This is a genomic window from Streptomyces sp. NBC_00536 (genome assembly GCF_036346295.1).
In the GTDB taxonomy this organism is placed as follows: Bacteria; Actinomycetota; Actinomycetes; order Streptomycetales; family Streptomycetaceae; genus Streptomyces.
Genome location: NZ_CP107819.1, coordinates 1,113,579 through 1,139,220, shown reverse-complemented (window position 1 = coordinate 1,139,220; position 25,642 = coordinate 1,113,579). Strand labels below are relative to the sequence as shown.

Below are 25,642 nucleotides of genomic sequence, written 5' to 3'. Positions count from 1 at the left end.
CCTACCCCACAGGGCAAGCCAGATCAGATGTCACCCGATCGTGCGGCAGACCCGGTATTTTGACGGCTGCCTGGGCTGTCCCGTTCGAGCACGCTCTTCCCGTACGCGCCTCCACGTCCTACCGCCGGCAGCGCAACCTGCCGGGCCCGGTGGTGGTCGGCGACGACGGGCGGTCGCGTGGGATACGAGTCGTGGCTGGAGCGGGACCAGGTGATGCTGCTGGACTTCGATCCGGCGGTTGTCGTCGACTGCCGCCCGGCCGAGCGGCGCCGTGCCCGTGATCAAGCCGGACCGGCCAACAAATCTCTGTTTCCGGCCGCGCAAGTTGATTTCCATACTTTGCCCACCCACGGTCCAGAACACTTCGCTAGACCGGGCCAACTGCGGCCAGGGTTCCTGACGTTGCCCTGGAAAGTAGGTATGCCATGTCCTCCTGGCAAACGCTCGTCGATGACCTCGTAGCGTCCGGCAAGGTACGGGGAGCAGCCATCATCAGCGCCGCGGACGGGGCGGTCTGGGCCAACACCCCCACGCTCGTCCTCAAGGCCGGCGAGGGTGCGGCCCTCGTCGCCCTCTACAAGAACCCCACCCTGGTCTTCAGCTCTGGCGTCACCGTCTGCGGGGTGACGTACCAGGGCAACAAGGGCGACGAACGGTCCATCCGGGGTGCGAGGAGCACCGCTGGCGTCGGGCTGGCCCACACCGGACAGGCCATCGTCATCGGCTGCTACACCGCGGGCCAGATACCTGGCGAAGCCTATAACCGTGTGGAAGTCACCGCCGACTACCTGATCGAGAACGGCTACTGACCGTCGCAGCCTCGCACCTCCTGTAGCCCAGCGACGGGGTGCCTCATCGGTTCAGGAACGCGTCAGGCCCGGTCGTCAGGCGGGTTCGTGCGGCCGTCGCCTCGGGTTCCCGTGGCGACGGGGTGGGGACGTTCCAGGGCCTGGGGAGTGGGGCGTCTGGCTGGATCGCGTCCATACCGGTTCCCAGGGGCCTTCGGCCCCGCTGGTGTGTCGCGGCACGTGAGGGGGAATTTCGTCATGGTTGCAACTGGTACGTTGCGTTCTTCTGCGCGTGGGCGGTGGTGGTCACGGTGCACCGTGCTGACCCTGGTGATGATGCTGGGCCTGGGCGGGGCTCTGACCGGGGCCGGTCCGGCCCTGGCCGCCGCCGGGGAGCGGCTGTACGTGGTGGATCACATCGGCCAGGACGTAAAGGTGCTGGACGCGGCGACCCATGCGGTCTTGAACACCATCCCGGTGACCGGCTACCCCGAATCGATCGCGGTCTCCCCGAACGGCACGCGGGCCTACGTCACGAGCATCAACGACAATGACGTGGCCGTCATCGACACCACCAGCAACAGCGTGCTGACCACGATCCCGGTCGGTGGCGGGCCGGACCCGCTGACGATCAGCGCGGACGGCTCGCGGCTGTACGTCGTCAACCAGAACGACGGCACGGTCTCGGTCGTGGCCACCGCCACCAACACCGTCACCGCGACGCTGACCGGGCTGAGCACCCCATGGTGGCCGGCGCTCAGCCCGGACGACACCCGCCTGTACGTCTCCAATGTCGGCGACAACACCGTGAAGATATTCGACACCGCCACCAACACCCTGGTCTCCACCCTCACCGGGTTCAACGGACCGATCGACGTCGGATTCAGCCCCAACGGCGCCACGGCCTACGTCGCGAACAACGGCAACAACACCCTGGCCGTCGTGAACACCGCCACCGGCACGATCACCGCGACCGTCCCGGTCGCTTACGGACCCTGGAATCTGGCCGTCAACCCGGCCGGCACGGCGGTGTACGTCGTGAGCCAGAACAGCGGCGCCGTCACGGTCGTCGACACCGCCACCAACACCACTGCCGCCACCATCGCCGTCGGCAGCTACCCGCAGAACCTGGCGTTCTCCCTGGACGGCGCCACCGCCTACACCAGCAACCTCGGCAACGACACGGTGTCGGTCATCGACACCGCCACCAACACCGTCACCACGACCCTTCCCGGCTTCAACCAGCCCTACGGGATCGCGTTCGGCCCCGCCCCGCTGCCGCCGGCCCCGACGGTGACATCGGTCAGCCCGGCCTCCGGCCCGACCGCAGGCGGCACCCCCGTCACGATCACCGGCACGAACCTGACCGGGGCCACGGCGGTCACCTTCGGCGGCACGGCCGCCACCGGCATCACCTGCACTGCGACCTCCTGCACCGCCACCGCCCCCGCCCACCCGGCCGGGACCGTTGATGTGCGCGTCATCACCCCGGGCGGTACCAGCGCCGTCACAGCAGCCGACCAGTACACCTACCTGGCGCCGCCCGCCGACCTCGATGTCGACCTGAGCGCACAGCCGCACCTGGGCATCCTGGTGCCCTACCTGACCTACACCCTGACCGCCCACAACACCGGCCCCGGCGCCGTCGCCTCCGCGACCCTGACCGCCACCCTGCCGCCAGGCGCCTCCGCCACCAACCTGTCCGCCGGCTGCACCACTGCCGCCACCACCGTCACCTGTACCTACGGCGCCATCCCCAACGGTACGAGCGTGAACAAGACGTTCCGCGTCCCGCTGCACCTGCTGACCCTGGGCCCGGTCACGGTCACCGGCCTGCGCACCACCTCCGCACCCACCGACCCCAACCCCGCCAACGACGCCGCGAGCGCGACCTGCACCGTCCTCTCCATCGTCCTGGTCACCTGCCCCTGACCGCCCGGTGACCTCGCGTCCCCGGTAAGCGCGGCCCTTCACCAGCCCACAGGCCGGTGGAGGGCCGCTGCACTCCGCTGACGAACTCAGGAAGGTGCCGTTGGCCCAGCCACGGGCGCGAACCCGTCGTCGTATGCGGTGGAGTGCGGCCCCGACGTGGGCCACGCCCATCGTCGCTCCTACGAAGAGAAAGGGGTCGAAGCCAGCCCGGGAGCCTCACCCGGGCGCCGCCGGAGCGCTTACGCTCCGAGGACGTTTTCGAAGTAGCCGGGGCCCGAACTCGGTACCACCTCGGGGGCGCTGGTGTAGCGCAGGGTCTGGCTCTGCCAGGCGCTGTAGCCGCTCATCCAGGCGGTCATCACCTCGACGTACGTGTCTGCCGCGACCCGCTCCCAGGAGGTGAGGCCGAGCTGGTCGCACACGGCCGGCACCTGGCCGGCCAGCTCCTGGAAACGGGCGCAGCGCCGGTGCACTTCCTCCCCGGCAGTGGCCACCGCTGCCTGCCGGGACACCTGCCGGTCGTTTTCGAGGAACAGGACGAGGTTGTCGACGTCGCCGCGAGCCTCCTCCTTCTCCAGCGAGTACACGTCGTTGCACATCAGCGGGACGTCCACCGCCAGCTCCCGCATGATGCGCAGTTGGGGACTGTGAAACGCTGTTGCGGGGACATCGATGCCGGCGGCCCGCTCGCCCATGGACACCGTCAGAGCAGTACCGGCGATACCACGGCGGGCCTGGAGGATGGCCTCGTGGGCCTGGGACGCGAAGTAGTACTCCCACCCATGCAACCCATGCGCTGGTGCGTCCTGGCACCGACCTCGGCGCCATCCCGTCCGGCGAGGCCCAGCCGCTGGGTGATCTACCGGTCGTACGCACATGCAGGCAGGGACTCTCGGCAGGTCGGCGATGGGACTTGCACAAGGCAACATCGGGTCGTCCCCGTGTCGTTGTTGTCCGCGCCCGCGCCCGGTGAAGTCAACCCGCCTGGCCGGTCGCGCGACTGCCTCACGCACGGTTACGACAACGCGGCCGATCCGCGATCTGGACGATCAGGGCCAGGAAGGCGCGGGGGCGAGTGGCGTCGGGAGCCGTCGCCGCGGTGCTCGGGCGGGTAAGAAGCGTCAGGCCACTGCGCATGCCGCACACTCTGCACGTAACGCACACCGGCAGCCTGTCCGAATTGCGCTACACGAGCCTTTGACCTGGGGTTTCCATTCACATGTTTTTGATAGATCTTATTTCAAGGACCCACCACGTGGAGTGCGTGGCGATCCTGGAGCCTGCCGAAAAGGGCCGCTGACCGGCTGTTTCTCCGAGTGTGCATGATGGGTGTTACGTGCGTTATGTGCGATATCTTGACGCATGTTCGACGCACGTTTGACGCACGAACGGCGCGATTCCTGACGGTTCGTAGTGCGCGATTGATGGCCGCCGGGTGAAGCGCTCGCGCGGCGTGGACGAGTCGCCAAGCCTTGGTCGACCCCGTCCACTCGCCTCTCGGTGCTGACGTCCCGTGATGCTCAGTGGGGCGTCACACGAGTGGCGTGTTCGGCTGCACCGGTCTGAGGGGCTGTCGGCCTGGGCGGGGCGCGAGCTGCGGCCGGCCTGTTTTGCCGATGGATCCCGTTTCGCGGGCCTTCTGCCGGCCTTGCGGGCTCGCCCACTGGTCAACCGGAACCGGTGGCGAGGCCCCTACACCTACTCCACGGCCACGGCCGTGAGCACATGTCCGCTGTCGGCGGCCCAACGTCCGTGCACACAGGCGAGTTCGGGCGGGGCGGGGACGAGGATGCGGGCGGTGAACGTGCCGTCTGGGGCGAGTTCGAGGAACGCCTCCTGGAAGTCCAGCCGACGGCGGGTCACCGGGTACCACGCCTTGTATACGGACTCCTTGGCGCTGAACAGGAGGCGGTCCCATGCGGGCCCGGCCGCCGCGGCGGGTAAGGCGGCAAGTGAGGCCAGGGCGGAGCGTTCCTCGGGGCGGGTTACGGCTTCCAGTATCCCTTCCGGAAGCGGGGAGTTGGGCTCGGCGTCGATGCCGAGCGCGGTCATCTCATGGGCGTGGGCCACCGCGGCGGCACCGTAGCCTGCGCAGTGCGTCATGCTGCCGACGACCCCGGGCGGCCAGCCCGGGGCGCCCCGCTCGTCCGGGAGCAGCGGAACCGGAGCCAGGCCGAGCGCGGCCAGTGCCTCGTGGGCGCACGCGCGGACGGTGGTGAACTCGTTGCGCCGTTTCGGGACGGCTCTCGCGATGAGCGCCTCTTCCTGAGGGGACAGAGTGATGTCCAGCCGATGGGTGAAGGACTGAATGGCGCGGGCGGCGGGGGGCAGGAGGGAGTCGATCATGCGACGGTTTCCGTGTTCGCGTTCGTGGTGGTGTCGGGCCGGTGCGGGACCTGCTGGGCCAGGTCAGGCATGGCCCGAGGCGGCGCCACTCCCGCGGGTGGCTGAGGGGTACTTCTTCGAACGGCACGCCTCGTAGACGGTGTTGCGGGAGATGTGTAGAAGCCCGTAGACGCAGGTCCGTACATCGAAGTGGGTGTGCCAGTGCGCGGTGCGCACCATGCCGAATTGCCGGATGATCACGTCGAGGCGGAGGCGCATCGCCACCAGGGCCTTGTAGCGCCGTACTCCACGCAGTGGGCTGGTCTCCTGATTGACGGTCCACAGTTCGTGATTGAGCTTCCGATGACGATGCGGCGGGGGTTGGTCATGTCGTGGTCCTTCCTCGGCTTCAGTACGGGCTGGAGGGGATGCTTGCGCCTCCACAGTCAGGTCCGGTTCCGGTGACGGGACTTCGCACGCGGAAGGCTCCGCGGACTCCTCCAGCGGGGCGCGCGGTGGCCGTCCGGCACGGCGGTCACGAGATCGACATGCCCCCGTCGATGGACAGCACCTGACCGGTCATGTAGTCGGCGTCCAGCAGCAGTTCGATGCCACGGGCCACCTCGTCGGGCGTGCCCATGCGGCCGAACGCGGTCCGCGCCACGAGCGTGGCGCTGACCTCGGGCGGCAGGTCCTCGGTGAGCGCGGTGGCCATGAGGCCGGGTGACAGCGCGTTGACCGTCACATTGAACCGCCCGCACTCCAAGGCCAGGCTCCTGGTCATCCCCAGCACACCGGCCTTGGCCGCCGAGTACGCCGTCTGGCCCCGGCTGCCGAGGAGGCCGGCGGGCGAGACGACGTTGATGATGCGTCCCCAGCGGCCCCGCATCATGTCCGGGAGTACCGCCCGGCAGGTATGGAAGGTGCCGATCAGATTGACAGCGACGGTCCGGGTCCAGTCGTCGACGGACTGGGTGGCCATGAGACCGTCCCGGCGGATCGCACCCGCGTTGACGAGAACGCTGATGCCTCCCAGCTCAGCGCGTACCCGGTCGACCATGTCCCGGGTGGCAGCCCAGTCGGCGACATCCGCCCGCACGAGGGTGCTCGGCCCGCTGAGCGTGGCCGCTACCTTGCGGGCCCGGTCCTCACCGCTGGTGTAGTGCAACGCCAGCCGGTAGCCACGGTGGTCGAGGACCCGCGCCACAGCGGCGCCGAGTGCTCCCGAAGCGCCGGTGACGAGAGCGACACGGCCGTCGGTACTCGGCGTCGCCATCAGACGGGCGCTCCCGTACGCGCGCCGACCGGCCGGCGCGGCGCGGTCGGGTAGGCCGCCGGTGCGAGGCTTCCCATCGCGGTCTTGCGTTGACGTGCCCTCCGTAGGCGCCGAAGGCCGAATATCCGCGTCCGGTCGAAAGTCATCACACCACTCCGCATGCACGGGGTCGGGAAAGGGAGACGGGATCCGATCCTCCACGGGAGGTCCGGCCGCCATCGCACCCGCGTAGGCGGTTCACAGCGCACAGGGCGCGACGGGCCGAGTCCGGTAGGGGGTCGGAGCGGGGCGCGAGGACATCCGGGCGGGGTGTCACCTTTGACAGGCTCCACCTCGCCCGGAGCTCCCGTTCCGTAACCGTTCGGTTCCCGTGCCGTTCCCATTCCGGGAGTCCGCCACTGTTGGCCGACGTCCGCGGACGGACGCGGTCGGTTTCGCTACGAGGCGACGGACGATTCGTCGGCGGCTTCCGCCACGAAGCGCTCGGCCGCCGCCGTGTCGAGGCCCAGCGAGGCCAGGACCCCGGCGCCGTCCCCCTCCTCCAGCAGCCAGCAGCATGTGGCCGGTGCTGACGCTGTCCTGGTCGAGGCGGAAGGCCACCCGCGACGCCAGTTCCAGCGCCTTCTTCGCGTGGGCGTCGTACGGGATCAGCACCGGATCGGCGTCACTGCGCGGCGGCAGGGCGGCCACCGCCGTGTCTCGCGCCTGGGCGAGGTCGATGCCCTGCGCCCGCAGGACGCCGACCGCACTGCCCTCGGTGCCGAGCAGGCCGAGGAGGACATGCGCCGGGACGATCTCGGCGTTGCCGGCCGCCTTGGCCTCGTTCATGCCGGCGATGATCGCGCTGCGGGCGGGCTGGGAGAACTTCTCGAAGGCATTCGACGGCTTGGCGTCGGGCTTGCCGACGAACCGCTTCTGGGCTGCCTGCCGGGTGACACCCATGCTGCGGCCGATGTCGGTCCAGGACGCGCCGGAGCGACGGGCCTGGTCGACGAAGTGGCCGATGAGATGGTCGGCGACCTCGCCGATGTGGTCGGCCAGCAGGATCGCGCCGCTGAGCTGGTCGAGGGCGGTGGTGTGGTTCTCGGTGATCGCCGTGATGAGCTCGTCGAGCTCGACCGGCGGAGTGATGTGGCTCAAAGTGTCAACCGTAGGTTGTCGGTCGGGTGATGTCAGCCCGAGGTTGTCATTTCTCTCGGTCGGTCCTGGGTCCGCGTGGCCACCGCGCTCCGCGGCGGCCTTCGCCGCTACCAGGTGACCGGCATCTCGGCCGGGCCGAACGCCTGGATCGAGTGGTACTTGTACGTCAGTTCCGCCTCGGGCACGGCGAGCGCGAGCGTCGGGACCCGCTCGAAGAGCGTCGTGTAGACGATCTCGAGCAGGCTCGGGACCAGGCGGTCCGCCGGACACTTGTGCGGTCCGTGACCGAACGCCAGGTGCCGGGCGGGCTCCTCCCGCATGATGTCGAGCTGATGGGGATACGGGCACACCGACGGGTCGCGGTTGACGGGCAGCGTCGGCGCCGCCACGCCGTCACCGGCCCTGACCAGTGTGTCGCCGATGAGTATGTCCTCGGTGGCGAGCCGCATGGGGGTTCCGTCGTTGACCGAGAAGTACCGCAGCATCTCGTCCACGGCGATCGTCATCCGGTCCGGATGGGCGAGCAGCGTCGGCCGCTGCTCCGGGTGGCTGAGCAGGGTGAGCACGCCCAGCGAGATCATCGCGGACACCGAGTTGTGAATGCCCTGGGCGTTCGACAGCATCAGAGGCGCGAGTTCGTACCAGTCGACCTCGCCGTGCTTCTCGCGTTCCTGCAGGATCAGACGACTCATCATGTCGTCGCCGAGGTGCTTGGCCTTCTCCTTCAGGACCTCTTCCGCGTGCCCGTTCAGGCGGTCGGCCGCTTCTCTCTCCTCGGCCTCGGTGGTGGTGCCGAGCAGTAGCTTCCAGACGTTGTCCCGCATCGTCTGCAGCTCGGCCGCGGGGATGCCGAGGAACATCTCCTGCAGCCGCCACGCGATGGGGAACGCCAGCTCCTTCACCAAGTCGACCGGCTTCGTCGGCTGCCGCAGCATGTCGTCGATCTTCTCCTCGACGTCGACCCGCAGGCGTGGCAGCAGCCGGGCGAGTCCTTCCGGGGAGAACTCGTCCATGATGGACTTCTTCTTCTTCAGGTGTTCCGGACCGTCCAGGTTGATCATGAACGGTGCGCAGTACCGCAGCTTCATCAGCGAATTGGGTGTCAGCTTCGGAAATCGGTCATCCGTCTTGTCCGAGCTGAACCGCGGGTCGGAGAGCACGATGCGGGCGTATTCCGGCCTCACCACCATCCAGACGAGTTTGCCCGTGGGCAATTCGACCTGGCCGATGCCTCGTTCTCGCAGTGTCTCGTACTCGGCCGGTAGCACGCCGGGGAGCTGCCGACGAATGGGGTGGGTCGGGAGTTTCGTCATGCTGACACCTCTGCAGCCCAGTGGTAGAAACGGGTGGCCAGTGAATTGCCCTGCGGGTCGTACGGCGGAATGATCTCCGTGAGGTCGTCGACGAGCTGGAGGAAGCGGGGATCTCCTTCCGTCCACACCTCGCTGATCGCCTCCATGCTGTTGGCTACGGCGAAGTCCTGGATGTGCAGGTAGATTCCGCGCCACAGATAGATCTGGCGGCGCAGCGTGCCCATCTTCTGCGGGATGTCGGTCGCGTCCGACTCTGCGAACAGCCGTGACGCCTCGGGGATGTGTTCCTGCCGCTGGGTGTTGACGATCACCGCGCTGTACGTCTGCTCCAGGTCGTCCAGTCGCTCGGCCGGCCACAGGTAGAAACGCTCGGCCGTCGGCTGGTCGACCGGGCCGTCCCAGTCCTCCGTCGCGGCGTGATTGCCGAAATGGGTCGACAGGCGTTCGTTCAGCCGCGTGCACCGGGGGTCGGTGCTGATGATCCGGTATGCCTCGTCGGCGTCGGCGACGTCCCAGTCCTGCATGTGCACGTAAAGGTCGCTGTAGCTGAATACCTGGCGGCGGCGCAGCTGGGGCAGTTCGGACGCGACCTCGCCGTCGAACTCCTGAAGGATCTTGGTGACGTCGGCGACGTTACCACTGTCGAATGTGCCGACAGTGACGATGCTCGGCATAGCGTCTCCTCACGAATAGGCGGGGTGCGTTTCGGGGGTGCGCCCAGCTTGCGCCCGCGCCTTCGACGCCGGATCGACGCCCGGTCAACGGCCGGGACCGACCGCGGACGGCGAACTCGAAGGGTCCTCGAATCGAGGTCGATCGAGGACGGACATCGTCGGTCGCGACGGATCCGGATGTGACGACGCTTGTGAGGTGTCTTGTTGTGTCGAGTACACAGCGGCGAGTTGACCACGCCATCACCATCGAGGCCGACGTGGAGACGGTGTTCGACCTGATCGCGGACATCGCGCGGTGGCCGCAGTTCCACCGGTCCGCGGTGCACGCGGAGACGGTCCACGCCAACGAGAAGGGAGAGTTGGTCAGGCACTGGGCTCTGGCCGGAGACGCCGCCGTCCGCACCTGGCAGACCGTGCGCCGCACGGACCGGCCGGGGCGCCGCATCACCTTCGCGCACATGGAACCCGAACAGCCCGCCACCGACCTCCGCGGCGAGTGGGTCTTCACCGAACTGACGCCGAACCGGACCCGGGTCGAGCTGAGTCACCAGGTCGTCGCGCCGGCCGACGCTGATCTCGGCCCGTTGCCGGACAGGATCGCGCAGGAGAGCGAGGACTGCCTCGCCACGCTCCGCGACACGGCCGAGCGCCGGGCCGACCTGGACGAACTCGTCGTGTCCTTCACCGACCCGCTGTTCATCGCCGGCTCCGTCGAGGACGCCTATGACTACCTCTACCGGGCGGACCTGTGGCCCGAGCGCATCCCGCACGTGGTGGGGCTCGCCATGACCGAGGACGTGCCGAACGTCCAGTTCTTCGACATGGACACCAAGGGCCCGGACGGCAGTACGCACACCGTCCGCTCGGTGCGGATCTGCCTCCCGAACCACCTGATCGTGTACAAGCAGATCTCGCTTCCCACGATGCTGGACGCGCACACCGGCCACTGGCGGTTCACCGAGACACCGGAAGGCGTCATCGCCGAGGCCCGGCACACCAGCACGATCAAGCGCTCGGCGCTGTCCCAGCTGGGCAGCGCGACGACGGTCGCCGAGGCGCGCCGGTACCTGCGACGGCTGCTGAGCGGCAACAGCATGAGCAACCTCCGCCTCGCCAAGGCGTACGCGGAGGAGCGCGCCGGCTTCTGAGCCGGCCGCACCGGCCTCCGAGAGACCTCGCCGCAGCGCGAGGGGCGAGGAACCACCCGGCCGGACGTGAGCTGCCGCACCGGCACCGACACCGTCCCGGCCGGGTCCCACGAACAGAGAACCGTCGAGTCAGGAGAAGTCATGGCCAAGGAGACGACCCCCCGAGGCGGGGGAGTGTGGGCAGCCGCCGATCTGCTGACCCCGATGGCCGTCCGGGTGGCGGCGACATTGCGGCTGGCCGACCACATCGCCGCGGGCGCCCGGACGACCGAGGCGCTGGCCGAAGCCGTCGGCGCCGACCGGGACGCGCTGGGGCGGCTGCTGGACCACCTGGTGACCGCGGGCGTGCTGTCGGGCACCGGGCACGGCGCCTACGACCTGACGGCCATGGGCCGCCACCTGTGCGAGGGCGCGCCCGAGGACATGCGGGCCATACTCGACATCGAAGGCGCCTTGGGACACGCAGAGTTGAGCCTCGTCCACCTGTTGCACACGGTACGTACGGGTGAGGCCGCGTTCCCGCAGCAGTACGGTGTGACGTTCTGGGACGACCTGTCGTCCGACGACGGGCGCGCCGAGTCCTTCGACACCTTGATGGGCGCCAGGCTGACGGCGCACTCGCCGGCCGTGGCCGGGGCGTATCCGTGGGGAACGCTCCGTCATGTGGTCGATGTCGGCGGTGGCGACGGCACCATGCTGATCGCCATCCTGCAGTCCTACCCCGATCTGAGGGGGACGGTCGTCGACCTGCCCGGCCCGGTGCGCCGCGCCGAGAAGGCCATCGCCGCGGCCGGTCTCGATCACCGGGCCGACGTCGCGGCCGGCAGTTTCTTCGACGATCTTCCCGCCGGAGCGGACGGATATCTGCTGTCGAGCATCCTGCACAACTGGGACGACGCGGCGGCCGCCCGTATCCTGCGCCGCTGCGCCGACGCGGCGCAGACGACGGGACGTGTGCTCGTCGTGGACTACTTCGGTGACCGGACCGTGCAGACGGAGGGCGACCTGCGCATGCTGGGCTACTTCGGAGGCCGACAGCACACCCTGGAGCAACTGGCCGAACTGGCGGGAACCGTCGGCCTGCACACCACCTCGGTCACGTCGGCCGGCCGTTACTCCGTCGTCGAACTGCGTGCGGTTGGCTGACCGTTCGCGCGTCGCGCCGCCGGCGCACCGCCGCCGGTGTCGCCGACCCGCCGGCGCGATCCGTCCTTCCCGATGGCCGTCGGGAAGTGGGCTTCGATTCCGTCCAGGACGATCTCCAGGCCGTTCGCGAACCGCTCGTCCGCCTCCCCGATCTCGGAGGCCTGGACCATCCGGCTCAGGTGCGGGAACTCACCGGTCTCCAGTAGGGACTTGAGGTACGGCTCCATCCGCAGCCGCCAGGCATGGCGATCGAGGCCGGACTGATTCGCGGTCGCCCGCTCGGTCAACTCGGCCTGCACGGCGCCGCCGACCCAGGAGTGGAGCAGGTTGAGCACGTGGATCGTGTCGTCCAGGCCCAGACCACAGCCGGCGAGAACGGCGAGGTCGCGTTCCATGCCGCGCATGAAGTTGGGGCCCATGATCGGGCGGGTGGCGAGGAGCGGGGCGAGCCAGGGGTGCCGCAGGAAGATCTGCCGGCGGCGGCGTGCCAAGGTCGTCAGATCCGCACGGAGATCGCCGGTCGGCTCCTGCGGCTCGAAGCCGGTCGCCTCGTCGATCATCACCGTGTACAGGTCTTCCTTGGTCGGCAGGTAGCGGTAGAGGGTCATCGCACCGGTGCCGAGTCGCTTGGCGATGGCGCGCACCGACGCGGCTTCGATGCCTTCGGAGTCCGCGATGTCGATCGCCACCGCGGCGATCTGCCCACGACTGTGCGCCGGCGCGGGGCCTCTCGCCGGCTTCTCCGGTCGCATCCAGATGATTGGTTTCGAGTCCGACACGACAGTCATCCTACGCGTCCGCCGCAGAGTTGCGTACGACGCACTCAGTTGGCTACGCTAAAATCGCGTACGCCGTACTCGGTGAGGGGTTGATGCATGGAAGACGCGATCATGTACACCGAGGATGTGAGGAAGCAGTACGGGGACGTCGTCGCGCTGGACGGCCTGGACCTCGTGGTGCCATCGCACACCGTCTACGGCCTGCTCGGCCCGAAGGGCGCGGGGAAGACCACCACCGTGCGGATCCTGACCACCCTGACCAGGCCCAGCAGCGGGCGGGCCGTCGTCGCCGGCTTCGACGTGGCCCGGAATCCGGCTGATGTGCGGAAGGTGATCGGCCTGGCGGGTCAGGACGCCTCGTTCGACGACGGACTGACCGGCCGGGAGAACCTGCGGATCCTCGGCCGCCTCTCGCGGCTCGGCTCGCGCGGCGCCCGCCGGCGCGCCGACGAGCTGCTGGAACGGTTCGGTCTCGCCCACGCCGCTGATCGGCTGGTCGGCACGTACTCCGATGGCATGCGCCGCCGGATCCACCTGATCGCCAGTCTGTTACGGGCTCCCGCGGTGCTCTTCCTCGACGAGCCGACCACCGGGCTCGACGCCCCCAGTCGCGCCGAGATCTGGGAGAGCGTGCGGAGACTGGTGGCTGACGGCACCACGGTCCTGCTCACCACCCCGTGTCTCGAGGAGGTGGAGCGGCTCGCCACGGCGGTCGGCGTGATCGACCGCGGCCAGCTGATCGCCGAAGGCAGCCCGGCCCAGCTCAAAGCCCAGATCGGCCGTCACATCGACGTCGTGGTCGAGTCGGCGGACCATGTGCCGAGTGCCATGGCGAGGCTGGAGCGGCTGACCGGCCGGTGCCCGGAGGCCGACGGATCGCGCATCGTCGTGGCCGCGGTGGATCAGGCGCCCGCCCTACCGCTGATCGTGAGTGAACTGGACGCGTCCGGCGCGGTGATCAGGCACATCGGGATCCGCGAGCCCGGCCTGGACGACGTCTTCCTGACGATGACCGGGCAGACCGTCGAACCGGCGCAACCGGTCGAGACGCCCGAGGCGGTGTCGTGAACCTCCTGGCCGACGGCTGGACGCTGACCCAGCGAAGGCTGTTCCGGCTGCGCCACGAGCCCTCCATCCTGCTCACCATGCTGATGATGCCGAGCGTGTTCGTGGTGCTGTTCGGCTTCGTGTTCGGCGGCGCGATCGGGGTGCCGGGCACCTCGAACTACCGCGAGTTCATGATGCCCGGCCTGTTCGTGATGACGACCGGGACCGCCCTGTCCACCGCCATGGCGGAGGTGGCGACGGACCAGGCGCGCGGGGTGATGGAGCGCCTGCGTTCGCTTCCGATCCACCGGGTGTCCGTGCCGCTCGGCCAGAGCGGCGCCGAGGGGATCCTCGGGGCCTACGGCCTCGCGGTCCTGATGGTGTGCGGTCTCGTCGTCGGCTGGCGGCCGCACGACGGCGTTCCGCGGGCGCTGGCCGGCATCGGCCTGCTCCTGCTGTTCCGCTGCACGCTGGCGTGGGTCGGCACCTACCTGGGCCTTGTGGTGCGTTCGGCACGGACCGCGGCTCGGCTGGCACCGCTCACGCTGTCGCTCACCATGGTGTCCAACGCCCTCGTGCCCACCGACCGGATGCCGGTCGGCCTCCGGGCGCTGTGCGAGTGGAACCCGCTCAGCTCCGCCGCGGCCGCCGCGCGCGAGCTCTTCGGTAACCCCGGTGCTCCCGGGCCGGACGCCGCGTGGCCGCTGACCCACCCGGTGACCGCGAGCCTGCTGTGGGCCGGCCTGCTATTGCTGATCTTCGTGCCGCTCTCGGTGCGCCGCTTCGCCCGCGCCGGACTCTAGATCCGTACGCGCGTCTCCCGCCCGGGGACGCGACGGGTGAGCGGAGGCGTCTCCAGTACCGCCACGGGTGCGACGTACCCGTGAGGAAACACCGTTCTCATTCTCGGAGGGACAAGCATGCGCGTAGTGATCGTCGGAGGCGGCACGGTCGGGTTGTGCACCGCCGTCTTCCTCGCCCGTCAGGGTGTCTCGGTCCATGTGCTGGAGCGCCGGGCACAGCTCAACGACCATCCGCGGGCCTTTGGCATCACGGACCGGTCGGCGGAGATCCTCCGGGAGGCCGGCATCGACATCGAGACGGACCATCTCGTCCGGGGCCTCATGACGGGCACGAGCCTGGCCGATCTGACCACCGTCACGGCCAAGTTCGAGCCGCCGGAGATCGGCCCGGCGAAGCTGGGAAGCTGCCCGCAGGACCGGGTCGACCGGGCCGCGCTGGCACGGCTGCGGGAGTTCGGCGGCCAGGTGGACTTCGACAGCGAGGTGGTCGCGGTGACGGACGGCGGCGTCACCACCGCGGACGGCAGGACCGTCACGGCGGACTACGTGATCGCCGCCGACGGAGTCCGCAGCCGGATGCGTGACCTGCTCGGCATCGGCGTGACCGGCCCGGGACCGCTGAGCAGTTCGCACATGCTCAACGTGCTGTTCCGCGCGGAACTGCCCACCCCGCCGACGTCCATGACGTTCCTGCGCAACGAGCGGGCGTCCGGGATCCTGCTGAAGGTCGACGAGACCGCCCGCTGGGTCTTCCACATCCCGAACGGTGACCCGCAGACCCCCGTCGAGCGGATCCAGCAGCAGATCAGGGACGCCACCGGCGTCAGCGACATCGAGCCGGAGATCATCAGCCTGCTGCCCTGGTCGTCGACGGCGCGGGTCGCCGACCGCTTCCGGCAGGGCAACGTCTTCCTCGTGGGTGATGCGGCCCACGTGGTGCCGCCGGTCGGGGGTCTCGGACTCAACGTGGGTATCGCCGACGGCCACAACCTGGCGTGGAAACTGGCCGCCGGCGGTGACACCCTGCTCGACACCTACGAGGCCGAGCGCCGGCCGGTCGCGCTGTTCACCATGCGGCAGACCGTGCTCCGCGCCGAGAACCGTGACCTGCACTGGGACAACGACGCGAGCCGGGCTGCCGACCGGGCGGCCGTGGGCATGGCGGGCATCATGATCCCCGTGATCGGCTACCGGTACGACTCCGGCGCGGTGGTCGACCCGGAGCCGCTCTCCGACATGGAGAACCTCGTCCTGGACGGCGCCCCGGGCAGCCGCCTGCCGCACCGGTGGCTTCCGGACGGACGGTCCACGGTCGACCTCGTCGACGGATTCACGCTGATCACCGGGACCGCGGCCGACCACTGGCTGGACGCGGCACGGGACCTGGGCATCGCGGCGCACGCGGTCGAAGGGTGGGCCGAAGCCGCCGGCATCAAGGAGGACGGCGCCGTGCTCGTCCGCCCGGACGGGTTCGTCGGCTGGCGTACGGCCACCACACGGCATGCCGTGGAGACCAGCACGCAGCACCTGCGGGACGTCCTCGACCGGATCCTGTGCCGGCAGAAGGCCTGACGCGGATCCGTACCCCTGGCATGCGGTCGACACCGGCACGGTCGGTGTCGGCCGCATGCTGTCTCGGCGCCGGGAGGCGCCCCGGACCGCCTCCGTACGCCCCCCTCCTTGGGTCGAACCACACACGAACTCGCCTCGAACCGCTGCCGCGAGCATCGGCGCCATGTGGTCCCTCGACCACCGACCTCAAGCGAACGTGCGCTCGGCGCGCCCTGTTCGCGGATGTTCCCCGCGCGATGGTGAAGGCCGGGCCGGCAGGGATCAGGTCCGGGTGGGACGCGAGGCCGGTCAGGAACCGAACACCGAGGCAGAGGAGGCGGAGGATGGATTTCGGCGCTGATCCCTATCCCGAGTACGCGTGGTTACGTGCGGAGGAGCCGGTCCGGCAGGTCCTGGAGGGCCGCGGCCTTTACGGACTGCTGGTGACCCGGTACGAGGACGTGCGCAAGCTGCTGTCCGATCCCCGGATGAGCAAGGACCCGCGCAACGCACCGCTCGACTGGCAGGAGGCGGGCAAGGGGAGACCGCTGGAGGACCGGACCGGGCTCGGGACGCATCTGTTGACCACGGACGCGCCCGAACACACGCGGCTGCGCCGGCTGGTCTCGACCGCCTTCACCGCCCGCCGCGTCGAGGGCCTGCGCGCACAGGTGCAGCACATCACGGACGGGCTCCTCGACACGATCGTGCCCCGCGGGCAGGCCGACCTGATCGGCGACTTCGCGTTCCCGCTGGCGATCACGGTGATCTGTGAACTGCTGGGAGTGCCCAAGGCGGACCAGGACGTGTTCCGCCAGTGGACGAAGGACTTCCGGCGGTGGACGAACACCGACTCCGCCCAGGCCGACCGCGGTGACGCGCGGCCGGTCGGACTGCGCGACCTCCTCGAATATCTGACCCGACTGGTCGAGAAGCGCCGTCAGGACCCGGCCGACGGACTGGTCGACGCGCTGATCGCGGCCCGGGACGACGACGACCGGCTGAACGAGGCCGAGTTGCTGTCCATGATGTCCCTGCTGCTGGTCGGCGGCTTCGAGACGACGGTCAATCTGATCGGCAACGGCACCCTGGCTCTGCTGCGCCACCCCGACCAACTCGCCCTGCTGCGCGAGCGACCGGAACTGGTGGACTCGGCGCTGGAGGAGATGCTGCGGTACGACGGGTCGTTCGAGACGGCGACGTGGCGGTTCCCGCTCGAACCCATCGAGGTGGCGGGCACGCGCATCGAGAAGGGCCACCCGGTGCTCCTGTCCCTGGCATCGGCCAACCGGGACGGGGCGAAGTTCCCGGCACCGGATGACTTCGACGTCACCCGCGCGGACCCCGCGCATGTGGCCTTCGGGCGGGGTGCGCACTTCTGCCTCGGTGCTCCCCTGGCCCGGCTGGAGGGCCGGATCGCGTTCCACGGACTGCTGCGCCGGCTGCCCGGCCTTGCGCTGTCCGTACCGCCGGAGCAGTTGCGATGGCAGCGGAGCCTCACGGTCCGCGGACTGGATGCCCTGCCGGTCACCTTCGATGCCTGAACCCGGCATCGATGATTCCGATTTCTCGCCATGGACTGTCATCAGAAAAGAGACCCACATGCCGAATACAGCAGTCATCGCGCGAGCGGTGAGGGCACGATGACCCGCCGCATCGCCATCACGGGTATCGGAGTGCGCGCCCCGGGCGGACGAAACGCCAAGGAGTTCTGGGAGCTGATCTCCTCCGGCACCTCGGCCATACGCACCATCTCGCTCTTCGACGCGTCCGGGTTCCGCTCCCGGATCGCGGGCGAGTGCGATTTCGACCCGGTCGCGGAGGGCTTCTCCGCGCAGGAGATCCGGCGCATGGACCGGAGCGCGCAGCTCGCCGTCGCCGCGACCAGGGAAGCCGTCGCGGACGCCGGACTCGACCTGGCCGAGATGGACCCGCATCGCTGCGGGGCCAGCGTCGGCAGTGCCATCGGCGGCACGATGAGCCTGGACCGGGAGTACAACGTGCTCTCCGACGGCGGCCGCAAGTGGCTTCTCGACCACGAGTACGCGGTGCCGCACATGTACAACTATCTCGTCCCGACGTCGATCGCCGCGGACGTGGCCTGGACGGCCGGGGCGGAAGGCCCCGTGTCCCTGGTGTCCACGGGATGCACCGCGGGCATCGAGTCGGTGTCCCACGCGGCGCGGCTGATCCGCGAGGGCTCTGCCGACGTGATGCTGGCCGGCGGCTCGGACGCGTCCCTCTCACCGATCTGCGTCGCCTGCTTCGACGCGATCAAGGCGACGACGCCGCGCAACGACGAACCGGCCACCGCGTCCCGCCCGTTCGACCGCACACGGAACGGCTTCGTGCTCGCCGAAGGCAGCGCGATGCTGGTGCTGGAAGAGCTGAACCACGCCAGGGAACGCGGCGCGCGCGTCTACGCGGAGATCGGCGGATGGGACGTGCGTGCCAACGCGTACCACATGACCGGACTCAGGACCGAGGGCCCGGAACTGGCCAAGGCCATCGAGGTGTCGCTGCGGATGGCCGGGCGGGTACCCGAGCAGGTCGACTACGTGAACGCGCACGGCTCCGGTACGAAGCAGAACGACGCGCACGAGACCAACGCGTTCAAGCGCACTCTCGGCGACCACGCCTACCGGACGCCGGTCAGTTCGATCAAGTCCATGATCGGGCACTCGCTGGGCGCGATCGGCTCGATCGAGATCGCGGCATGCGCGCTGGCCATCGACGCCGGGCTCATTCCGCCGACCGCCAACCTGCACGAACCCGACCCGGAACTGGGGCTCGACTACGTGCCGCTGACGGCGCGACAGGCGGACCTGCGGACGGTGCTCAAGGTCGGCAGCGGGTTCGGCGGTTTCCAGAGCGCCATGGTGTTGACCAAGGGGGGATCCGATGAGTAGGGCAGTCCCGGAGAACGACAACGGCACGACGTCGGAGCGTCCTCGCGCGGTGATCACTGGTCTCGGGGTGGTCGCGCCGAACGGGTTCGACACCGACGAGTACTGGGACGCCGTCCTCCACGGGCGGGGCGGCATCGACCGGGTCACCCGCTTCGATCCGGAGCAGTACCCGGCCACACTGGCGGGCGAGGTGGCCGACTACGACGTGCGCGCACACATCCCCGGACGTCTGGTGCCGCAGACCGACCAGACCACCCGGCTGGTGCTGATCGCGGCGGACGCCGCTGTCCGGGACTCCTCGCTCGATCCGGCCGCGCTCCCGGAGGACCAGGTCGGCATCGTCACCGGTCTCTCCGCGGGCGGGCTCGAGTACAGCCAGCGCGAGCTGGAGAAGCTCTGGAGCCTCGGCAGCGACCATGTGAGCGCCTATCTCTCGTTCTCGTGGTTCTATGCGGTGAACACGGGTCAGATATCCATCCGGCACGGGTGGCACGGCCCCGGCAGCGTCCTGACCGGGAACACCAGCGGCCTGGACGCCATGGCGCAGGCCCGTCGGTACGTGGTCGACGGCCTGCCGGTGGTGATGTGCGGCGCCGTGGAGAGCGCGATGTGCCCGCTCGGGTGGACGATCGAGCTGACCACCGGCCGGATGAGCACGGTCGCCGACCGGACCCGGGCGTACCTGCCGTTCGACACCGCCGCGTCCGGCTACGTACCTGGAGAGGGCGGCGCCATGGTCGTAGTCGAGGAGGCCGGACACGCGCGCGGCCGAGGCGCCCGGCCATACAGCGAGATCGCCGGGTACGCCACCACCTTCGACCCGCGGCCCGGTTCGGCACGGGAGCCCGGGCTGCGCCGTGCGATCGAGTCCGCGCTGTCGGACGCCGGTGTGACGCCCGACGAGGTCGACGTCGTGTTCGCGGACGCGGCCGGGGTCGGCGAACTCGACCGCGCGGAAGCCGCCGCCGTCACCGCCGTCTTCGGTCCACGGGGTGTTCCGGTGACCGCGCCGAAGACGATGACCGGCCGGCTGTACTCCGGTGGCCCGGCGCTCGACGTGGCCACGGCGTCGTTGAGCATGCGGCACGGCGTCATCCCGCCGATGATCAATGTGACCGACCCCGTCCGGTCCGACCAGCTCGACCTGGTGCTCGACCGGCCGAGGGAGACGACCGTGTCCACCGCTCTGGTGCTGGCCCGCAGCGACGGCATCAACTCCGCAATGGTGCTGACGGCGGTATGACGAACGCCGGTGGCAGCCGTCCATGACGGCTGCCACCGGCGTCGCCCCGGACGAGGCACCCGCTGGTGACGCGGGCACCTCGACTCGGCGTCCTCCGGCTTACGGCCTGGCGATGATCTCCAGGATTCCGGCCGTCCAGGTGAAGCCGGCGCCGACGCCTGCCAGCAGGCACGTCTGCCCCGGCTCCAGTGCGCCCTCGGAGACGAGATGGGCGAGACCGGCGAACTGGTCGCCCGCGCCGAGGTGCCCGACCCGCCGGCCCCAGGACCAGGTCGAGCGCTGCGGATCGATGCCGAACGGGTCGAAGTACTGCGCCCGCATCCGGGTCCGGCCCAGGTTCGGCAGCACGTACCAGTCGATGTCGCCGAGTTTGACGTCCGCCTGGGCACAGGCCCGGTCGAACGCCGCCCGTTGCCCCGCTTCGATGCGGTTGAGCAGGGCCTCCACTCCGAGTTCGCGTACCAGGGAGTCGCTGTTCAGGTCGATCGGCGCTCGCGCGGCCAACGGCGCGTCACTGAACCGCTCGCCCCGGCTGCCGTGCTCCAGCCCGGGATCCGACACCGTGACGAGTCCGCGCAGCCGGGCGAAGCCGGTGCGGGTGGACACCACCACCGCGGTGCCGCCGTCGCCGCAGATGGTGCTCGGGTCGCTGCGCCACCGGTCGAAGCCGGGCAGGCTGAACCGGTCGGCCGTGGTGACCAGGGCGGTCGACCCGCCGTACGCGCGCAGGTGGCCGGCCGCGAGTTCCAGGGCGATCATGCCGCCGTTGGACATCTGGCGGACCTCGACGGCCGGGTAGGAGCCACCGCCGCAGAAGCGCTGGACGTACGACGCCGCCGGCCACATGTCGTGACCTTGGTGGTACGCGCAGGCGTGCAGCAGCAGCTGCAGGTCCTCCGGCCCGACCTCGGCGCGGCCGAGGGCGTCCCGTGCCGCCAGCACCGCCATCTCCGGCGCCGACTTGTCCGGGGAGACACACGCCGACTCGATGCCGGTGTTCCAGACCCGCGCCCGATCGGCGAGGCCGGCCTGCTCCGCCTCGTCGAGTGTCAGCCGCTCGGGCAGCCAGGAACTCGCGGCGGCGATGTAGAGTCCGTCGCTCATCTTCTTCCTCCCACGGATCGGATTGTCTCGGGTTTCCCCTATGCGGTCATGGTCGTCATGTCCGGCGGAGGCTCGTTCGAGGCCCAGGCCAGGCCTCGCCGTGGTGTGTACGAGAAGCCTTGCCGCGGTGCCACGCACCCCGACGGTCCCAAGGCCGAATATCGGGAGCCTCCGTCGATCGGAACTCGATTGGGTGTCGAAGCCTCCCGGCGATGTTGGTTTCGACGTCACGAGACGAAGGGATCGACAATGGCGACTTTCACTCAGGCGGACCTGGTGGGTTACATACGCCAGGCGGCCGGCGAAGACGAGGGATTTGACCTGGACGGCGATATCGCCGACATCACGTTCGCCGATATGGGCTATGACTCGGTCGCGATGGTGGAGGTGACGCTCCTGGTCGAGCGTCAACTCGGCATGAGCCTGCCCGACGACGACAGGGCGAGCAAGAACTCGACCCCGAAGCAGTTCGTCGAACTGGTCAACGAGCTGCTGCCCGCGTCGATCTAGCCGCGGGGCCGGTGGCGTGGACGGCTCACCAAGGAGAAGACCATGTACAGCACAGAGCACGAGCAACGCTTCGACAACGGCGCGCCGGAAGCACCCGAGCAGCTCGGCCTGCTCTCCGAGATCCTCAACAGGGAGACCTTCCGCACCCTGGGTGAGGAGGTACGCGTCGGGCATGGGTGGCGTTGCTGGGAGGTGGGCGCCGGGGACGGCTCCGTCGCCCGCTGGCTGGCCGCCAGAGTGGGGACGTCCGGACATGTCGTGGCCAGCGACCTCAAGCCCCAGCACGTACCCAGCCATCCGCGGATCGAGGCGATCCGCCACGACCTCGTCGAGGACCCGTGGCCGGAGCCCGCGTTCGACCTCATTCACGCGCGGCTGGTGCTGATGCACGTGGCCGACAAGGAAGCGGTCGCGGCGAGGCTGGCCGCACATCTCCGGCCGGGCGGTGCGCTGGTGCTCACCGACTGGTACTGCGGTTGTGCCGACGAGGGCATCATCAAATCCCCGGTCGACGCGTACACGGCACGCATCTTCCAGGAATACCACGACGGCGTGCACAAACTCGCCGGAGAAACCGGTATGGATTTCGAATGGGCGGCGCGTGTGCCGGACGTTCTGTCCGCCGTCGGCTATCGGGACATCACGGTGCGCGACTTCCGGGCACCGGGGGAGGGCGGGGCGCCGACCGCGCGGCTCGCCCGGCTGCACAGCAGCATGCTGGAGCCTTTCCTGCTGAGTCAGACATCTCTGACCGAAGCCGACCTCTCCGTAATCCGGGAGAAACTCCTGGACCCGGAATTCGAGATGGTGACCAACCACACGTACACGACCGTCGTGCGGGTGCCGAAGTAAAGGCGATCCGCAGGAAATAGGTGGCGTCGAAAGAGGGGCTCCCAGGAGTTCCGAAGGGGTCGGCCGCCGCGGCGCGCGTCCTGACTCCGTCCGCCGCACGTACAGGCTTCAACGGTCATTGCAGGGTAAACCGGGACAGGCCACCGTGTACCCCCGGGGTCGCGCTCTATCGCTCCCCCTCCGGGTGCCGCACGGTGGCTCCTGCCTGTTGAACAGCCGTGAACCGAAGCGGTGGGGCAACGCCTGGCATGTACTCCCGGGCTTGCCGCCCTGAACTCCTTCACCAAGAAATGTTAAAGCGGCTCGATTCGATCTTGTTGGGGAGTGGAGCCCCGGGCTACGGTATGTCGTGCGCCAGCGAATACGGGGGAGTTATGGCAGCTGTTGCGACAAAAACCTTAGCGGTAAAACGACATGCCAATTTCGCAGTCCGTAAAGTCAAGCGGAGGCTTGAATGGAAAGCGGCAGAGCCCATCAGCGCCGGCTCCGTAACGGAGCCTGCAAGATTTTCCGTACGCCGCTTGGCGGGAATTCCGGCACCGTCGTGGGAACCGCCGCCCGATCCGGGGCCGCGGCATGCAGCCTGACCGCTCCGGCCAGTTACGGATCGTACTGATCGACGACCACGCGCTGCTGCGCGAGGTGGTGTGCGAGACGCTCAACGTGGAACCGGACATGGTCGTCGTCGGCGTCGCCGCCAGCGGTGCCGCCGGCATCGCGCACTGTGAGATCGAGCAACCCGAGGTCGTGCTGCTCGACGGGAACATCTCTGACGAGTCGGTGACCGAAACAGTGCATGCCATCCGCTCGGCCTCGCCGAACGCGAGAATCCTGATCGTCAGCATGCCCGACGATCCGGCACTGGTGCGCCAATTGCTCGACTGTGGCGTCCGGGGCTATCTGAACAAGTCGGCGAGCCGGAACGATCTGGTGTCCAGCATCCGCGCGGTGTGCGCGGACAGCATCCGCATCGTGCTTCACGTATCCGTCGAAGCACTGACGCACATCGCCACGACGGCGAACTGCCAGGACAAGCTCACCCGGCGGGAGATGGAAATCCTGACCCTGGTGAGCAGGGCCATGAGCAACCGGCAGATCTCGCGGCGACTGACGATCGCCGAGGGAACCGTGAAGCGCCACCTGGGCACCATCTTCACGAAGTTGGGCGCTCGCTCCCGGCTCGAAGCGGTCAACAAGGCGGTTTCCATCGGGCTCATCGCCCGCGCCGGGTGAAACGTCGGGAGAAATGCCGTCGGCTGACAAGGCGCAAGAACCGCAGGTGCAGATCAAGGGAAGGTACGCAGACTGTGGCAAGTTTAAAGGGCAAGACCGCGCTGGTGACGGGCGGTCGGACCGGTCTCGGCTTCGGCATCGCCACCGCGTTGGTGGAGCGGGGCGCGAACGTCGTGATCACTTCACGCAATGAGGAAGAGCTGCGCAAGGCGGCCGCCGCACTCGGCGAGGAACGGGCCCTCGCGGTCGCCGGTGACGCCCGCGACCCCGAGCATCAGCGGATCGCGGTGGAGACCGCCGTCGACCGGTTCGGATCCCTCGATCTGCTGGTCAACAACGTCGGCGGTACGGAGCGGACAGCCCGCCGGTTGGTCGATGTCGATGTGGCGTCGTACCGGCGCACCGTCGAGATCAACCTGATGTCCGCCCTGACCTGGGTCCAGACGGCCTGGCATGGCTGGCTCGGCGAGCACGGCGGCGCCATCGTCAACATCTCCTCCATCGCCGGCGATCTCGCCGTCCCCGACGGCACGGCCTACGGGACGGCCAAGGCGGCGCTGAACCACTTCACCCGGCAGATGGCGAACGAGCTCGCCCCCGCGGTCCGGGTGAACGGCGTCGCGTCCGGCACGGTCCTCACCGACTTCACCCGGGCGAACGTCGAGGGCAGGGAGGACAAGGTCATCGGCTCCATCCCGCTGAGGCGCCTCGGCGAACCCGCTGACGTGGGCGCCGCCGTGGCCTTCCTGCTGTCGGACGAGGCGTCCTGGATCACCGGGCACACCCTGGTCGTCGACGGCGGTCGGCTCCTGCACAACAGGTAGGACGACACCGGTGCGGTCGAGGATCGCCGCGAGGCGATCCTCGATCCGTCCCCGTGGCCTTCCGCGCGGGGCGGTGACTACCGAGTGAGCTGCTCCGCGAGGGGCCTCCCCGAGACCCCCCAGTCCGACCAGGAGTCGCGTCCGGCCAGCACCTCCTGATGGAGTTCCCGCAGCATCCCCGAAGGTTCGAGGCCGAGTTCGGCCGACAGAATCCGGCGCAGATGCTGGTAGGCGACGAGCGATTCTTTCCGCCTGCCGCTGGAGGCCAACGCCTTGATCAGCTGCGCGTGGTACCACTCGTTGAGCGGGTCGGCCAGCAGCATCGCCTTCAGCTCCCCGACCAGTTCCCGGTGCCGTCCCAGCATTGCGTCCGCCTGGATGCGCAGTTCGACGGTGTGCGCCCGCTGCTCCGTGAGATGGACGACGTGCGCCTGGATCGACGGGCCGGCGGTCACATCGGCGAGCGCCGGCCCCGACCAGAGATGGAGGGCCTGTCGCAGTATCCGCGCGGCCGCGGCCGGATCGCCGGCGGCGAGCGCGGTCTGCCCCTGCTTGGCCAGCCGAAGAAACGCTCCCAGGTCGAGCTGCTCCGGGTCCACCCGGAGCATGTAGCCGGTGCCGCAGGTGGCGAGCACGTGCTCGACCGTACCCTCCGGCACCCACGGTTCGAACTGACGCCGCAGCTGGTAGATGTACGTCTGCGCGGTGGGGACGGCACTCTTCGGCGGTTTGTCACCCCATAGTTCATCGATGATCGCGTCGAGCATGACGATGTTGTTCGAGCACAGGAGCAGCTGCGCCAGCACCCGCCGCGCCATCGGCGCGCTCGGCGTGCAGTCGCCCAGGTCATTGGTGACGGTTAGGCGGCCGAGTACCTGAAATCGCAACACGGGCGAATGCCTCCACACAGTGATCGTCGGGTCGGGCCTCGAACCAGACTCTGCCGATCGTTTTGCCGGGCAGGCAATGGTGCGAGGCGAAGGTCCCACCCCGGTGACCGAATCGGATCGTGTCCTCTACAACCTTCGTCGCATTGCCGGGACGA

General features: G+C 69.0%; 23 protein-coding genes and 1 pseudogene. 14 read left to right on the top strand and 10 right to left on the bottom strand.

Going from position 1 to position 25,642, the window contains the following annotated elements:
* Positions 1-425: 425 nt before the first annotated feature.
* Positions 426-809: a profilin gene (locus OHS33_RS04780; RefSeq protein WP_330329115.1), complete on the top strand. Its 384-nt coding sequence runs from the start codon at positions 426-428 to the stop codon at positions 807-809.
* A 297-nt stretch (positions 810-1,106) separates the two neighbouring features.
* Positions 1,107-2,720, top strand: a complete 1,614-nt coding sequence (locus tag OHS33_RS04775) for a YVTN family beta-propeller repeat protein (RefSeq protein ID WP_330329114.1) — start codon at positions 1,107-1,109, stop codon at positions 2,718-2,720.
* A 239-nt stretch (positions 2,721-2,959) separates the two neighbouring features.
* On the opposite strand, the gene OHS33_RS04770 is transcribed toward OHS33_RS04775, so the two are convergent.
* From OHS33_RS04770 to OHS33_RS04740, 7 genes and pseudogenes are all read right to left on the bottom strand, one after another.
* Positions 2,960-3,508, bottom strand: a complete 549-nt coding sequence (locus tag OHS33_RS04770) for a terpene synthase family protein (RefSeq protein WP_330329113.1) — start codon at positions 3,506-3,508, stop codon at positions 2,960-2,962.
* A gap of 910 nt (positions 3,509-4,418) precedes the next feature.
* The gene (locus OHS33_RS04765) at positions 4,419-5,066 is read right to left on the bottom strand and encodes a 4'-phosphopantetheinyl transferase family protein (RefSeq protein WP_330329112.1); all 648 of its coding nucleotides are present in this window, start codon (positions 5,064-5,066) and stop codon (positions 4,419-4,421) included.
* A 63-nt stretch (positions 5,067-5,129) separates the two neighbouring features.
* Entirely contained in the window at positions 5,130-5,330 is a 201-nt protein-coding gene (locus OHS33_RS04760) for a hypothetical protein (protein WP_330329111.1), read from the bottom strand.
* Between the two features lie 250 nt (positions 5,331-5,580).
* Positions 5,581-6,321, bottom strand: coding sequence for a 3-oxoacyl-ACP reductase family protein (locus tag OHS33_RS04755; RefSeq protein ID WP_330329110.1), 741 nt, complete (start codon positions 6,319-6,321; stop codon positions 5,581-5,583).
* A 437-nt stretch (positions 6,322-6,758) separates the two neighbouring features.
* Positions 6,759-7,461: pseudogene (locus OHS33_RS04750) on the bottom strand (Clp protease N-terminal domain-containing protein).
* Positions 7,462-7,568: 107 nt separating this feature from the next.
* Positions 7,569-8,774: a cytochrome P450 gene (locus OHS33_RS04745; protein ID WP_330329109.1), complete on the bottom strand. Its 1,206-nt coding sequence runs from the start codon at positions 8,772-8,774 to the stop codon at positions 7,569-7,571.
* Positions 8,771-9,448 carry a TcmI family type II polyketide cyclase gene (locus OHS33_RS04740; protein WP_330329108.1) on the bottom strand — a complete coding sequence of 226 codons (678 nt, stop codon included), beginning with the start codon at positions 9,446-9,448 and terminating at the stop codon, positions 8,771-8,773. The genes OHS33_RS04745 and OHS33_RS04740 overlap by 4 nt, the downstream gene beginning before the upstream one ends.
* A gap of 206 nt (positions 9,449-9,654) precedes the next feature.
* On the opposite strand from OHS33_RS04740, the gene OHS33_RS04735 reads away from it, so the two are divergent.
* Together OHS33_RS04735 and OHS33_RS04730 are read left to right on the top strand one after the other, a co-directional pair.
* Positions 9,655-10,596 (top strand): aromatase/cyclase, encoded by a 942-nt coding sequence (locus OHS33_RS04735; protein WP_330329107.1) that lies wholly within the window; start codon positions 9,655-9,657, stop codon positions 10,594-10,596.
* A 141-nt stretch (positions 10,597-10,737) separates the two neighbouring features.
* Positions 10,738-11,742, top strand: a complete 1,005-nt coding sequence (locus tag OHS33_RS04730; RefSeq protein ID WP_330329106.1) for a methyltransferase — start codon at positions 10,738-10,740, stop codon at positions 11,740-11,742.
* On the opposite strand, the gene OHS33_RS04725 is transcribed toward OHS33_RS04730, so the two are convergent.
* Positions 11,709-12,530, bottom strand: coding sequence for a TetR/AcrR family transcriptional regulator (locus OHS33_RS04725; RefSeq protein WP_330329105.1), 822 nt, complete (start codon positions 12,528-12,530; stop codon positions 11,709-11,711). The genes OHS33_RS04730 and OHS33_RS04725 overlap by 34 nt on opposite strands.
* Before the next feature lie 87 nt (positions 12,531-12,617).
* Between OHS33_RS04725 and OHS33_RS04720 the strand changes: the two genes are divergently transcribed.
* From OHS33_RS04720 to OHS33_RS04695, 6 genes are all read left to right on the top strand, one after another.
* Positions 12,618-13,589, top strand: a complete 972-nt coding sequence (locus OHS33_RS04720) for an ATP-binding cassette domain-containing protein (protein ID WP_330329104.1) — start codon at positions 12,618-12,620, stop codon at positions 13,587-13,589.
* Positions 13,586-14,371, top strand: a complete 786-nt coding sequence (locus OHS33_RS04715; protein WP_330329103.1) for an ABC transporter permease — start codon at positions 13,586-13,588, stop codon at positions 14,369-14,371. Before OHS33_RS04720 ends, OHS33_RS04715 begins: the two co-directional genes overlap by 4 nt.
* Positions 14,372-14,488: 117 nt before the next feature.
* On the top strand, positions 14,489-15,943 hold the full coding sequence (locus OHS33_RS04710) for an FAD-dependent oxidoreductase (RefSeq protein WP_330329102.1): 1,455 nt from the start codon (positions 14,489-14,491) through the stop codon (positions 15,941-15,943).
* Between the two features lie 323 nt (positions 15,944-16,266).
* A complete protein-coding gene (locus OHS33_RS04705; protein ID WP_266975150.1) occupies positions 16,267-17,466 on the top strand; it encodes a cytochrome P450 family protein in 1,200 nt (399 codons plus the stop codon).
* 99 nt (positions 17,467-17,565) lie between these two features.
* Complete coding sequence (locus OHS33_RS04700) at positions 17,566-18,831, top strand: beta-ketoacyl-[acyl-carrier-protein] synthase family protein (RefSeq protein WP_330329101.1); 1,266 nt, start codon at positions 17,566-17,568, stop codon at positions 18,829-18,831.
* Complete coding sequence (locus tag OHS33_RS04695) at positions 18,824-20,074, top strand: ketosynthase chain-length factor (RefSeq protein WP_330329100.1); 1,251 nt, start codon at positions 18,824-18,826, stop codon at positions 20,072-20,074. The genes OHS33_RS04700 and OHS33_RS04695 overlap by 8 nt, the downstream gene beginning before the upstream one ends.
* A gap of 99 nt (positions 20,075-20,173) precedes the next feature.
* On the opposite strand, the gene OHS33_RS04690 is transcribed toward OHS33_RS04695, so the two are convergent.
* Positions 20,174-21,178: a ketoacyl-ACP synthase III family protein gene (locus OHS33_RS04690; protein ID WP_330329099.1), complete on the bottom strand. Its 1,005-nt coding sequence runs from the start codon at positions 21,176-21,178 to the stop codon at positions 20,174-20,176.
* Positions 21,179-21,427: 249 nt separating this feature from the next.
* On the opposite strand from OHS33_RS04690, the gene OHS33_RS04685 reads away from it, so the two are divergent.
* The 4 genes from OHS33_RS04685 to OHS33_RS04670 all read left to right on the top strand — a co-directional run bounded on the left by OHS33_RS04685 (position 21,428) and on the right by OHS33_RS04670 (position 24,597).
* Positions 21,428-21,688, top strand: a complete 261-nt coding sequence (locus OHS33_RS04685; RefSeq protein WP_266975142.1) for an acyl carrier protein — start codon at positions 21,428-21,430, stop codon at positions 21,686-21,688.
* 42 nt (positions 21,689-21,730) lie between these two features.
* Positions 21,731-22,540: a class I SAM-dependent methyltransferase gene (locus OHS33_RS04680; RefSeq protein WP_330329098.1), complete on the top strand. Its 810-nt coding sequence runs from the start codon at positions 21,731-21,733 to the stop codon at positions 22,538-22,540.
* 576 nt (positions 22,541-23,116) lie between these two features.
* The gene (locus OHS33_RS04675) at positions 23,117-23,773 is read left to right on the top strand and encodes a response regulator transcription factor (RefSeq protein WP_330329097.1); all 657 of its coding nucleotides are present in this window, start codon (positions 23,117-23,119) and stop codon (positions 23,771-23,773) included.
* A 74-nt stretch (positions 23,774-23,847) separates the two neighbouring features.
* Positions 23,848-24,597 carry an SDR family oxidoreductase gene (locus tag OHS33_RS04670; protein WP_330329096.1) on the top strand — a complete coding sequence of 250 codons (750 nt, stop codon included), beginning with the start codon at positions 23,848-23,850 and terminating at the stop codon, positions 24,595-24,597.
* A gap of 77 nt (positions 24,598-24,674) precedes the next feature.
* On the opposite strand, the gene OHS33_RS04665 is transcribed toward OHS33_RS04670, so the two are convergent.
* Positions 24,675-25,487, bottom strand: coding sequence for an AfsR/SARP family transcriptional regulator (locus OHS33_RS04665; RefSeq protein ID WP_330329095.1), 813 nt, complete (start codon positions 25,485-25,487; stop codon positions 24,675-24,677).
* Positions 25,488-25,642 lie beyond the last annotated feature (155 nt).